This window comes from Acinetobacter sp. RF15B, from assembly GCF_007558235.1.
GTDB lineage: Bacteria > Pseudomonadota > Gammaproteobacteria > Pseudomonadales > Moraxellaceae > Acinetobacter > Acinetobacter lwoffii_C.
Map to the genome: position 1 here is coordinate 1 of NZ_VLSR01000002.1, position 12227 is coordinate 12227.

Annotated in this window: 10 protein-coding genes and 2 pseudogenes; 7 read left to right on the plus strand and 5 right to left on the minus strand. The window is 42.2% G+C overall.

The window, feature by feature from the left end; all coding sequences use genetic code 11:
- Both E2K74_RS01430 and glpD read left to right on the plus strand, forming a co-directional pair.
- On the plus strand, window positions 1–245 hold a 245-nt coding region (locus E2K74_RS01430), incomplete at its 5' end, for an IS30 family transposase (RefSeq protein WP_151205968.1).
- Between the two features lie 82 nt (window positions 246–327).
- Window positions 328–1830 (plus strand): annotated as a pseudogene (glpD, locus tag E2K74_RS01435) (glycerol-3-phosphate dehydrogenase); the annotation flags it as partial.
- A 228-nt stretch (window positions 1831–2058) separates the two neighbouring features.
- Here glpD and E2K74_RS01440 read toward each other — a convergent pair.
- On the minus strand, window positions 2059–3888 hold the full coding sequence (locus E2K74_RS01440) for a phosphoenolpyruvate carboxykinase (GTP) (protein ID WP_151205970.1): 1830 nt from the start codon (window positions 3886–3888) through the stop codon (window positions 2059–2061).
- A gap of 416 nt (window positions 3889–4304) precedes the next feature.
- Here E2K74_RS01440 and E2K74_RS01445 point away from each other — a divergent pair, with 416 nt between their 5' ends.
- The 4 genes from E2K74_RS01445 (at window position 4305) to groL (ending at window position 8174) form a co-directional block, all read left to right on the plus strand.
- Window positions 4305–5243 (plus strand): diacylglycerol/lipid kinase family protein, encoded by a 939-nt coding sequence (locus tag E2K74_RS01445; protein WP_151205971.1) that lies wholly within the window; start codon window positions 4305–4307, stop codon window positions 5241–5243.
- Window positions 5224–6000 carry a metallophosphoesterase family protein gene (locus E2K74_RS01450; protein WP_151205972.1) on the plus strand — a complete coding sequence of 259 codons (777 nt, stop codon included), beginning with the start codon at window positions 5224–5226 and terminating at the stop codon, window positions 5998–6000. The genes E2K74_RS01445 and E2K74_RS01450 overlap by 20 nt, the downstream gene beginning before the upstream one ends.
- 177 nt (window positions 6001–6177) lie before the next feature.
- Window positions 6178–6468, plus strand: coding sequence for a co-chaperone GroES (gene groES, locus E2K74_RS01455; protein ID WP_067729023.1), 291 nt, complete (start codon window positions 6178–6180; stop codon window positions 6466–6468).
- 71 nt (window positions 6469–6539) lie between these two features.
- On the plus strand, window positions 6540–8174 hold the full coding sequence (gene groL / locus E2K74_RS01460; protein ID WP_151205973.1) for a chaperonin GroEL: 1635 nt from the start codon (window positions 6540–6542) through the stop codon (window positions 8172–8174).
- Between the two features lie 67 nt (window positions 8175–8241).
- Here groL and E2K74_RS01465 read toward each other — a convergent pair whose 3' ends face one another.
- Window positions 8242–8754 (minus strand): copper resistance protein NlpE, encoded by a 513-nt coding sequence (locus E2K74_RS01465; protein ID WP_151205974.1) that lies wholly within the window; start codon window positions 8752–8754, stop codon window positions 8242–8244.
- Window positions 8755–9578: 824 nt separating this feature from the next.
- Between E2K74_RS01465 and E2K74_RS01470 the strand changes: the two genes are divergently transcribed.
- A complete protein-coding gene (locus tag E2K74_RS01470; protein ID WP_151205975.1) occupies window positions 9579–10160 on the plus strand; it encodes a 1-acyl-sn-glycerol-3-phosphate acyltransferase in 582 nt (193 codons plus the stop codon).
- Between the two features lie 17 nt (window positions 10161–10177).
- Here the strand turns inward: E2K74_RS01470 and E2K74_RS01475 are convergent, their stop codons facing one another.
- The 3 genes and pseudogenes from E2K74_RS01475 to E2K74_RS14780 form a co-directional block, all read right to left on the minus strand.
- Complete coding sequence (locus tag E2K74_RS01475; RefSeq protein ID WP_151205976.1) at window positions 10178–10501, minus strand: hypothetical protein; 324 nt, start codon at window positions 10499–10501, stop codon at window positions 10178–10180.
- 153 nt (window positions 10502–10654) lie between these two features.
- Window positions 10655–11416 (minus strand): 3-oxoacyl-ACP reductase, encoded by a 762-nt coding sequence (locus E2K74_RS01480; protein ID WP_151205977.1) that lies wholly within the window; start codon window positions 11414–11416, stop codon window positions 10655–10657.
- Window positions 11417–11480: 64 nt separating this feature from the next.
- Window positions 11481–12107 (minus strand): annotated as a pseudogene (locus E2K74_RS14780) (sulfite exporter TauE/SafE family protein).
- Window positions 12108–12227 lie beyond the last annotated feature (120 nt).

Consider the following 12227-nt stretch of genomic DNA (forward strand, 5'->3'; position numbering starts at 1 on the left):
AATTAGATGTCGACTGGTATTTCGCTGATCCCTATAGCGCCTGGCAGCGTGGAACAAATGAAAATACGAATGGATTGATCAGACAATATATTAGAAAAGGCAGTGACTTGAATGACTATACGGATGCCTATATTGCAGAAATTACTCAACGCTTGAATCATCGTCCAAGAAAAAGACTCGGCTTTAAAAGTCCGAGTCAGGTATTATGGCAACAACATGGTGTTGCACTTCAAATGCTAATCTAAGATGTTAATTTGCTAGATGCAAAACCAACTATTAGAACAAGAATAAATCTAAATATACTGTTTGAGCAGATCCAAGGAGGTGATGATGCAGATGAATCATCCGGTCTATGATGTAGTGATTGTCGGTGGCGGTATCAATGGTGTTGGCATTGCGGTTGACGCTGCGGGCCGAGGCTTATCGGTTTTTTTATGCGAAAAAGATGATTTAGCTAGTCACACTTCTTCTGCCAGCAGCAAGCTTATTCATGGTGGTTTGCGCTATCTGGAGCATAAAGAATTTCGTTTAGTGCACGAAGCTTTAGCTGAGCGGGAAATTCTGTTGGCGAAAGCCCCGCATATTATTCGTCCACTTCGTTTTATCATGCCTCATCAACCGCATTTGCGTCCTGCATGGCTCATCCGGACAGGTTTGTTTTTTTATGATCATCTGGGAAAACGGGAAAAACTAGCAGGTTCTCGACATATTAGGTTTGATACCGTTAGTAGTCCTTTAAAGGAAGACATAACCCAGGGTTTTGAATATTCGGATTGTGCAGTAGATGATGCCCGTCTGGTGGTTTTAAACGCCATGCAGGCACATGAGCTGGGAGCCTATATTGCCACCCAAACACGTTGTACAGCTGCTGAGCGTGAAAATGAATTATGGAAAATTCATCTGGAAGATTCGCAAGGGGGTTATCAGGTACAGGCGAAAGCTTTGGTCAATGCTGCCGGACCTTGGGTAACCCAGTTTATTGAAAAAAGCTTAAAACAGAAATCACCTTATGGGCTGCGCCTGATTCAAGGCAGTCATATTATTGTGCCTAGAGTTTATGATGGCGATAAGGCTTTTATTTTACAAAATAAAGATCATCGCATTGTTTTTGTCATTCCTTATCTTGAGCAATACACGCTAATCGGAACCACGGATCATGAGTATCAAGGCGATTTAGATCAGGTTGAAATTACTCAGCCGGAAATGAGCTATTTGCTGGATGTTTATAATGATCACTTTAAGCAGCAGTTAGGTCTAGAAGATATTTTATCGACTTATTCCGGTGTGCGCTCTTTATGTGATGACGAGTCTGATAATCCATCGGCCATTACCCGGGATTATACTTTGGCCCTGTCGCATCCGCAGCCCCATGAAGCGCCTTTGCTTTCAGTATTTGGCGGGAAGCTCACTACTTATAGAAAGCTGGCGGAGGCAGCCATAGCGCACTTGGCAGTAACCTTTCCTGAAATAAAAAAACCTTGGACTGAAAAAGCGTTATTGCCTGGAGCTGAAAATCTGGTTTCGGTGGAACTTCTAATTCAGCAAATTATGCAGCGTGTGGAAAATGTCCCTTTGACCTTGGCCTCACGCTGGGCTCATGCTTATGGTTCACGAGTCTGGCAGTTTTTAGGGCATATTTCCAGCCTGAAGGAGCTGGGTGAAGATTTTGGTCACGGCCTGTTTGCCAAAGAAGTCGATTATTTGGTAGATCGGGAGTGGGCCAGAACCAGTCAGGATATTTTATGGCGTAGAAGCAAACTTGGTTTTCAATTTAATGTGGATGAAATATCGCGTTTAGATCAGTATCTTCTAAAGTTAATGATTAAAAGATCAAATGAAATTGGCCATAAAATAAAAAGGGGCACAGACGTACACAACGGGTTGCTAGAACATAGTAGAGTTAGCCAGAGTGAAGCTGGATAGCCCAGGTAAGCAGGTTATTGGGATGAGTGCTTTAAAAAAAGCCCTTGTTATATTTTTTGTTCATTGATCCATTCAAGTTGTCAAATAGATAAAAAAAAGACCGCATGAGCGGTCTTTTTTCACTTTAACTTATAATTAAGCTGATTTAACTGCTTCTAAAAGCTCAGCTTGACGTTTTTTCAACGCTTCTGGTAAACGTTCACCCAGTTTGTCGAATAGTTCAGTGTGGCTTTCGAGCTCTTTGATCCATTGATCTTTATCTTGAGCAGTTACAAGATCAAACTGTTCTTTGGTGAAGTCTACACCAGTCCAGTTCAACTGTTCGTAAGTTGGAACACGGCCGATTGGAGTTTCAACTGCATCAGCGCGGCCTTCACAACGGTCAATGATCCACTCAAGCACACGCATGTTTTGACCAAAACCAGGCCATACAAAGTTGCCTTCAGCATCACGGCGGAACCAGTTCACATTGTAGATGCCAGGAAGTTTGTTACCTGAAGCTTTAGCTTTAGCACCTACTTTCTCGCCCATTTCTAACCAGTGCGTGAAGTAGTCAGCCATGTTGTAACCTGCAAATGGAAGCATTGCAAATGGGTCACGGCGAACAATACCTTGCTGGCCAACTGCAGCAGCAGTCGTTTCAGAACCCATAGTTGCAGCTTTATACACGCCATCAACCCAGTCAAAAGCTTCTGAGATTAAAGGCACTGTGTCTGCACGGCGACCACCGAAGATGAATGCAGAAATAGGAACACCTGCCGGATTTTCCCAGTCAGCATCGATAGATGGGCATTGACCTGCAGCAACAGTGAAGCGCGCATTTGGATGCGCTGCTTTCTCTTCACCGGTATGTGGTTGACCTTTCCAGTTGGTCAGATTGGCAGGTGCTTCTTTGGTCAGACCTTCCCACCAAACTTCACCGTTGTCAGTTACAGCAACGTTGGTGTAGATCACATCTTTGTGAAGCGTAGCCATACAGTTCGGGTTGGTCTTGGTATTTGTACCAGGTGCTACACCGAAGAAACCAGCTTCAGGGTTGATTGCGTATAAACGACCATCTTCACCTGGTTTGATCCAGGCAATATCGTCACCTACGGTTTCAATCTTCCAGCCTTCATAGCCTGCTGGTGGAATCAGCATCGCAAAGTTGGTTTTACCACAAGCAGAAGGGAATGCAGCTGCGATATAGTGCTTTTCACCTTGTGGATTCGTTACACCAAGGATCAGCATATGTTCAGCTAACCAGCCTTGTTCACGTCCCATATAAGAGGCGATACGTAAAGCAAGACATTTTTTGCCCAGCAATGCGTTACCGCCATAACCAGAGCCGTAAGACCAGATTTCACGGGTTTCTGGGTAATGAACGATATATTTTTCAGGGTTGCAAGGCCATGCAACATCTTTTTGACCTTCTTCCAGCGGAGCACCTACAGTGTGTACGCAAGGAACGAATTCACCGTCAGTACCCAGTACGTCATAAACAGCTTTACCCATGCGTGCCATTTTAGACATGCTAACTGCAACGTATGGGGAATCTGTTAATTCGATACCGATATGGGCAATATGAGAACCTAAAGGACCCATAGAGAAAGGAACCACATACAAAGTACGGCCTTTCATTGAACCATCAAATAAACCGTTCAGACGAGCACGCATTTCTGCAGGCGCTTCCCAGTTGTTGGTTGCACCAGCATCTTCTTTGTTTTCTGAACAGATATATGTACGACCTTCAACACGCGCAACGTCAGAAGGATCAGAATTTGCAAGATAAGAACCCGGATGTGTTTCTTGGTTCAGCGCTTGCATTGTGCCGTTAGCGATCATCAAGTCGATATAACGTTGATATTCTTCTGCGCTACCGTCACACCATTCAATTTTTGCTGGTTTTGTTAAATTAGCAATTTCTTCCACCCAAGCAATAAGCTTAGGGTGACGAACGAATTCTGGTGCGTTCACTTGGGTCATGGTGAGGCCTATCTCAAATGTGTACAAAATGTTGTACAAAGTACAATCTGAACAATACAGCAACTGCTCAGATGAAATATGAAAAAAAAGTGGCTGTATTAAAGCATAAAATCATAAAAAAAATAAGACTAAAGGCGCGCTAGATTTTTTTTGGAATATAATGCTGCTCATTGATTAAGTTGATGTAAAACAACCACATAAGAAGGATATCTTTGATTTTAATTGTTATTTTGTTTTTTTATGTGCAGTATTTATTTAATTGATTGTATTATTTATCAATGACTTAAATTAAATATTTGTTCTAACTCATTTATTGATTAAATGAATGACTGTGATTTGAATTTTACATAAAGCACCTTTTAATTGTCTATGAATTCGACAAAATGCCTAAAGGTGTCAGTATATTTAAGCGAAAAATGTCTAAACAATCTAAACCTTTATCGATTATTTATAATCATAATTCAGGCTTTCGTATTACAGGCCAGCAAGAGCTGTACACAGAGCTGACTAATATTTTTGCATTGCATGGCTATGACACTCAGGCTTTTGAAATTAATACTCCAGAACAATTTAAACTGATTATGCAGCAGGTACTGGAACGACACTCTCAGGCATCTGATAAAGGCATTGTGGTCGCGGCTGGCGGTGATGGTACTTTAAATGCAGTCGCCAAGTATTTGCTTAATACCCCCATTCCTGTTGGGATTTTGCCAATGGGCACGTTTAATTATGTTGCCCGAAGATTACATATTCCTTTAGAGCTGCTTGAAGCGGCACAGGTGATTGTCACAGGTCAAGCTAAACGGATTCATGTGGCACAAATTAATCAGGACATTTACCTGAATAATGCCAGTCTGGGCTTATATCCTTTATTTATCAAAAAAAGAGAAGATTATAATCGTCTTTTTGGGCGTTTGCCTTTGCATGCTTATACCTCAGCACTGGATGTGTTAATTCGTAATCATAAGGAACTCAAGCTGGAAATCTGGATTGACCAGAAAAAATATCCGGTAAAAACGCCGTTGATCTTTTTTGGAAATAACCCTTTGCAGCTGGAAGAAATGAAAATGCGGATTGCTCAGGCAGCAGAGCAGGGTAAAGTCGCTGGGGTGGTGGTGGCCAAAAGCGATAAGCTGACTTTATTCAGACTGGTTTATCAGCTAATTAGAGGCAAGATTGATCAGGCTTCGGACGTCTACAGTTTTGCAGCAGATCATGTCTGCATTAAAGCAGAGCGTCACAAGCTGATGGTGGCCATAGATGGAGAAACTGTAGAAATGACACCGCCTCTCAATATTGCTGTCCTCAAAAATAGCCTAAGTGTTATGGTGCCTTATGATTCTACATCTCTCTGATTTGCATTTTGGAACAGAAAGACCTGAGTGTCTGGAGGCGATTCGTCAGTTCTGTCAGGCTCATCCTCTGGAGGCGGTTGTGGTGAGCGGAGATTTGACCCAGCGCGCCAGGTTTGCACAATTTTATGCCTGCAAGCGATTTCTGGATCAGCTCAGTACACCTTATCTGGTCATTCCCGGCAATCATGATATTCCGCTTTATCATTTATGGAATCGCCTCTTTAGTCCTTTTACCCGTTATCAGTTTTTTTTCCGTGAACTGGAACCCACCCTCGAAACGGAAAATTTTTATCTGATCGGAGTGAATTCAATCCGGCGTCGCTATCATACCAAAGGGCATTTATCGCTTGAGCAGATTCAGCGCATTGATCAGAAGTTGGCACAGGCACCTTCCTCTAAGATCAAAATTATTGTGAGCCATCAACCTTTTTATGTGCCTTTTCACAATAAGCGCGGTTTTAAAGATAGTCCACTCATGGCCAAGATTGCCTTGGAGGCTTGGGCCAGACATGGCCTGTTCGCGGTCTTGCATGGTCATCTACATCAGCCAGCCAGCTATGACCTAAACTGCATGTTTAGGCTGGGGGTAGATCATCCCGTTTATGATGTACATGCCGGAACCTCTACCTCGCATCGGCTCCATAAAAGTCAACCAAACAGTTTTAATTTGATTGATGCAGCAGGAAAAATTTCTCAATATTTATTTGATGAACAAACTAAAAGCTTTGTATTGCACTCCGATGCGCTGAATAAATAGACGAAACAGTGTGATTGATCAAAAAATATCAAAAAAAACGAAATTTTTTTTATTTTTACCCTTGAAGCGTTTTATTCCATCTCCATAAAAGTGACATCTAAAAGTTTTGATAGTGACCCAGGGAATAACGAAGTCATTATCAGTAATCAAAAAAGACTTAGTCTGATGGAGTTAAATATGAGCAACATTCGTCCATTACATGACCGCGTTGTTATTCGTCGTGTTGAAGAAGAAACTAAAACAGCTGGCGGTATTTTACTTCCAGGTTCTGCTGCAGAAAAACCGGCACAAGGGGAAATTATTGCAGTAGGTAATGGTCAGATCACTGACAATGGCGTACGCGCGTTAGATGTAAAAGTTGGCGACAAAGTATTGTTCGGTACTTATGCCGGCACAACTGTAAAAGTGGATGGTGAAGAACTATTAATTATGAAAGAGTCTGATATTTTAGCGGTGCTAGAAGCTTAATTTCGCTAAATACAGTCTTACACATTCCATATCAGATTTTGTAAAGCTATTAAAAATATTCGGAGTCAACTATGTCAGCTAAAGACGTAAAATTTGGTGATTCAGCTCGCAGCAAAATGATTGCTGGTGTCAATACGCTTGCAGATGCGGTGAAAGTAACTTTAGGTCCTAAAGGCCGTAACGTTGTAATCGACCGTTCTTTTGGCGCACCGCACATCACTAAAGATGGTGTTTCTGTTGCAAAAGAAATTACCCTAAAAGACAAATTTGAAAATATGGGTGCGCAGCTGGTTCGCGAAGTTTCTTCAAAAACCAATGACATCGCAGGTGACGGTACAACAACTGCAACCGTATTGGCTCAAGCTATCCTGAATGAAGGGATCAAGTCTGTAACTGCGGGTATGAACCCAATGGACTTGAAACGCGGTATCGACCTTGCAGTAAGAACTGTGGTTGAAAATATCAAAACAACTGCCAAGCCAGCATCTGATTCTAAAGCCATTGAGCAGGTTGGTTCGATCTCTGCAAACTCTGACACCACTGTAGGTAAACTGATTGCGCAAGCAATGGAAAAAGTGGGCAAAGAAGGCGTGATCACTGTTGAAGAAGGTTCAGGCTTTGAAGATTCGCTTGATGTTGTAGAAGGTATGCAGTTTGACCGCGGTTATCTCTCTCCATACTTTGCAAACAAGCAAGATACTTTAACAGCTGAACTGGAAAACCCGTTCATTTTGTTGGTTGATAAAAAAATCAGCAACATCCGTGAACTCATCACTGTATTAGAGGCTGTTGCAAAAACAGGTAAACCGCTTCTGATCATTGCTGAAGATGTTGAAGGTGAAGCACTTGCAACACTTGTTGTTAACAACATGCGTGGCATCATTAAAGTATGTGCGGTTAAAGCGCCTGGTTTTGGCGACCGTCGTAAAGCAATGCTGCAAGACATCGCGATTTTAACTGGCGGTACTGTAATTTCTGAAGAAATCGGTATGCAGTTAGATCAAACAGCGCTTGAACATCTTGGTACTGCACATAAAGTCACAGTATCTAAAGAAAATACGGTCATTGTTGATGGTGCTGGTGATGCAGCTCAAATTGCTGACCGTGTACAGCAAATCCGTGCGCAAATCGAAGAATCTACTTCTGAATACGACAAGGAAAAACTTCAGGAACGCGTTGCTAAACTGGCAGGCGGTGTAGCAGTTATCAAGATCGGTGCTGCAACTGAAGTAGAAATGAAAGAGAAGAAAGACCGTGTAGATGATGCGCTGCATGCAACTCGTGCAGCAGTTGAAGAAGGTGTTGTTGCTGGTGGTGGTGTTGCACTAGTACGTGCAGCAAAAGCACTTGACGGTGTGACTGGCATAAACGATGACCAGAATGTAGGTATTAACATCCTTCGTCGTGCGATTGAATCACCTCTTCGTCAAATCGTTGCAAACGCAGGTGATGAACCATCTGTTGTAATCAATGCAGTGAAGAACGGTGAAGGTAACTTTGGTTACAACGCTGCAACTGGCGAATATGGCGATATGCTGGAAATGGGTATCCTTGATCCTGCAAAAGTAACTCGTTCAGCGCTTGAGCATGCTGCTTCTGTAGCTGGCTTGATGCTGACCACTGAGTGTATGATCACAGAAATTCCAGAAGAAAAACCAGCTATGCCAGATATGGGCGGTATGGGTGGCATGGGCGGCATGATGTAATTCATCATCCGGTCATTCGATCTAAAAAATCCCCGCTTATGCGGGGATTTTTTTAGCTGATGCATTATCAGGATGCTTTTTTAAGCAGTTTATAATTCAGCTTGCTCTCGATTTTTTGACCATTTTCAAGATTACGCGCTTCAAGAAAATTTTCACCTACAAAAAATTTCCGGTTTTCAGCTTTGGCATCCAGAATAATAATTGAAGGCTGTTGTGAGTCAAAACTGAAACTGCCTTTAATTTCAGTTTCATTGTTTTTACCTTTACCGAGATATTCTTCCTTTAATTCATAAGTTTTATCAGGATGGAGTTCGAGTTCGACCTTGATGCCTTCACAGTCTGCGCAGGGGAAAACACCTTCATATTCACCTGACCAATCTAGGGCAGTTTCTGCACGATCATTGGTGGTCAGGCCAGTACTGGATGTGCTTTGAGCGCTTGTAGGTTCTGAAGAGGTAGAAGAATTGAGAACTGAATCGGCCTGCTCGGTATTGGTCATGTCACGTTCTTCCTGTTTTGAACAGGCGGTTAAGCTTGCAACCGTTACAGTCAGCAGGGCGGAAAATAGAATTTTTTTCATTGAGGTTCACCTGGTTTTTTTATTGCACTTTAAATACCTTAAAAGGACAGGGAAAATATAAAAGAGAGATCTTGTTAAAGTTTGATTCCGTAGGTGAAGCAAGTGAAGTTGAGCAAATATAATTTGAAGAATCTTGGAAATATCAGCAAGTATAATAATTTCATCAGCATGTAATCGGCTATATCCAGCATGAAATAATAAGTATTGTTATAGAAAGTCAATAACTGGAAATTTTCAGATTTCAGGTTTCTGCCAGATCAGGAGATTGTTGGACGCGGGTTAAATAATTCGTCTTATTTATTCCAAATTCAGTCAAAATTAAACGTCTATCATCCAGATTTAAGGTATTGCCTAACTATTTACCGGATGTGAAAGTTCCAATCCACCATGAGTATCTGGTGAAAGATGGGCTGTAAACTGAATAGTGGTCGTATTCCAAGCTAACTGTCTGATGTCTATACCGGAATGACCGAGATCATCAGAACTATCAGCTTCACCCTGTTTGTACATCCATCTTCTAAAATAGCGAATAAACTAGCGCTGTTATGCGTGCGGTTGATTTCCCGGAAACCTGTAATGTCTTTATCTGAAAATTGGGAGATGGGTGGCATAAAAAATATGCGTTATCGCAAAATAGCCAAAAGGTTATAGAGTTTGATATCAGCCCAATTAAAAAAGTAATTGATTAGCAAAAAGAAAAATTTCTTGCTTAAGTTTAAAATACAAATATAAATTAATTGTCTATTTTGTGTACATTTCACTCTATCTATATTTTACTTTGTTGTTAGACTGTGCCGAATTTTTGCGAATGATTGTGACCTATCGTGTTTGAAAAATGGGCTGAAAAAACTCTGAATTTAATGGGCTGGAAAACTGATAATCAATGGCCGGAAGACCTAGATCAATGCGTGATGATCGCAGCACCCCATACCAGCAACTGGGATGCACTTTATGCGCGTCTGGCTTTAAAAGCGTTGAGGGTGAATGTCCGCCTGACGATTAAAGACAGCTATATGAAACTTCCATTTGGACCGTTTGTACGGGCGATGGGGGGTATTGGCATTAATCGCTGTCCTAAGCAGCCAGGTGAGCCGCGTCCAAGTATGGTTCAGGTCATGAGTGACTTATTTAAAGAACATCCTAAACTGGTAATGCTGATTACTCCGGAAGGTACGCGTTCCCGTCAGGAGCAATGGAAAACCGGTTTTTATCATGTAGCAATCAATGCCGGTGTGCCTATTGCCTTGGCCTATATGGATTATGAGAAAAAAGAGGCAGGTGTAGGGAAAATTATCTACCCAACTGGAAATTATGAACAGGATATGGCTGAAATTATGGCCTTTTATGTCAACATTCAACCGAAATTTCCTGAAAAATTCAGCATCGACCAGCGTTATGCAGCTTAACCGGATACAAGCTGAGTTCAGGGGGGATGCTGGGTAGCCAAGATGCCTCCGAGATTCTGGCAGGCATCTTTATACAGATCATATTGCTGCTGGACTACTTCGGTTAAGGGAATATCAAATAGCTTTTGACCTTGCTGATATTGCTGAATATAGGATTCAGCTTTGGCTTTGGTGCTGTAAAGTGACTGCTGATAATAGTCCGTCACTGCACTGTTTGACATTTGTGAGGTTTCAATCTTGGTGCAGCGAAAGTTATCGAGCATCTGTTCTGATTTTTTAAGATCACTAGACATACAACCTGCCAGTAAGATGCTACCGAGCAATGCTGTGATAGTTTTCATAATAAAAATAGGTAGGTTTGATAAGAAAGTGAATAGTGTAAATTAAAAATCTGATTTAACCTCTCTAAATTTAAATAACTGGTTAAAAACTAGAAAATTGACCTCTTAACTTAAAGCCAGTGGCTGGCTTTAAGTGCTTTCGTTGTACAGTCCTTAGCCTTTTACCAAGCCGCCATCTACAATCAGGTTTTGTCCGGTGACTGCGCGTGCATACGGAGACAGGAACATAAGAATAGCCGCAGCAAATTCTTCGGGTGATACCACATGGCCCATCGGCGTAGAAGCCGCGATCAAATCAAACACAGCATCCGGTGTGGCTTTGCTGGCATCTGTCTTTTGTAATAACCCACCTGAGAGCATATTGACATGTATACCATACTGTCCCAGATCCTGAGCGGTGGTACGGGTAAATGCCAGCAGGGCAGCTTTTGCAGCGGTATAGTCATGATAAGGCACCACCGGGTTCTGCACCAGATTCGTCCCGATATTGACAATACGGCCAAAGCGGTTTTGTTGCATATCTTGTAGCGCAGCTTGAGTCGTATTTAAAGCGGCCTGTACTGCTCCGCTCAGCTGGCGTTGCATCATGTCCCAAGTCAGTTGCTCTACTTTAGGACGCGCATCGCCATTAAATTCAAACTGGATCAGAGCATTATTGACCACGGCATGAATCGCTTCATTAAAATGGTTTTTAGCAGCTGCAAACATGGCATTAACCTGATCAGCTTGTGTTACATCGGCCTGATAGATAAAAACTTGCTCAGGATACTGTTGGGCCAACTGTTCAGCTGCTTGCTGGCTATTATGATAATTCACCACCACGCGCGCACCTTCGGAAAGCAGGGCATGAGAAATAGCTAGACCAAGACCGCGGGCACCGCCAGTCACAAGAACAATCTGATCACGAATTTGCATGAATTTTATCTGAAGTTACTGAACATGAACCTACCATAACAGTTCTAGGAATACTGTCCAAGTTTTAGAAAATAATCTGGATCGTCTGATTTACATCAGCTGGCTCATGAGCAGAAAACCTGCCGGCACTGAACAACCGCTCTAAAATAATCCGTTTAAAGACCAGTTCAAAAATGTGATAAAGCAACCTGGCCCCAAAATGGCAGGCAGGACAAAAAACATGAGAATTGCCAGAGAAGAGAAATGACTGCCAATAAGCCCCGAGGCTAAACAGCTGAATAGAAAAATTAAAATGACGCAGGATATTAGGTTGTGCTGCTCTGTGCCGTTGTCTAATCATTATTCAGGTTGAAGGAACCGAAAAATACACTTAACCCTCCTAAAATGTCACCTATAAAGCCGATCACGCTGTCAATAACTTTTCCTGGACATTCAAGCGCGGCTAGTGGGGGATTCAGTAGCATTATCGGTGACCAGAGAATCAAAAATATTCCCAGCACCAATTTAAAAGTATTGGTTTGAATGATGTGCAATAAAACAAATACCGAGTGGGATTCCGATTCATCCCGCCAATAAATCAGGCAGATCAAGCTATCAGGGTAAAACTGACTGGTGTTGTTCCTGACTTAGACAAATGAGATGACTCCAGACAGCGGGGCATACCTCTAAGGGGCTGCTGGTTGGGCTGCAAAACCCAGATTCAGAATGACAGGGCAATTAAAGCCAAGGCAAAACCGGTCAGGCCTTGAACGAAAGCTGCGATCATGGCGCCTACAATAAAAACCAGCAAGGTCGTAAAATGAAGTACTTA

Coding starts and splice junctions, on each gene's coding strand:
- E2K74_RS01445 (WP_151205971.1), top strand. CDS start 4,305: ATGTCTAAACAATCTAAACCTTTATCGATTATTTATAATCATAATTCA.
- groL (WP_151205973.1), top strand. CDS start 6,540: ATGTCAGCTAAAGACGTAAAATTTGGTGATTCAGCTCGCAGCAAAATG.
- groES (WP_067729023.1), top strand. CDS start 6,178: ATGAGCAACATTCGTCCATTACATGACCGCGTTGTTATTCGTCGTGTT.
- E2K74_RS01480 (WP_151205977.1), bottom strand. CDS start 11,416: ATGCAAATTCGTGATCAGATTGTTCTTGTGACTGGCGGTGCCCGCGGT.
- E2K74_RS01440 (WP_151205970.1), bottom strand. CDS start 3,888: ATGACCCAAGTGAACGCACCAGAATTCGTTCGTCACCCTAAGCTTATT.
- E2K74_RS01475 (WP_151205976.1), bottom strand. CDS start 10,501: ATGAAAACTATCACAGCATTGCTCGGTAGCATCTTACTGGCAGGTTGT.
- E2K74_RS01450 (WP_151205972.1), top strand. CDS start 5,224: ATGATTCTACATCTCTCTGATTTGCATTTTGGAACAGAAAGACCTGAG.
- E2K74_RS01465 (WP_151205974.1), bottom strand. CDS start 8,754: ATGAAAAAAATTCTATTTTCCGCCCTGCTGACTGTAACGGTTGCAAGC.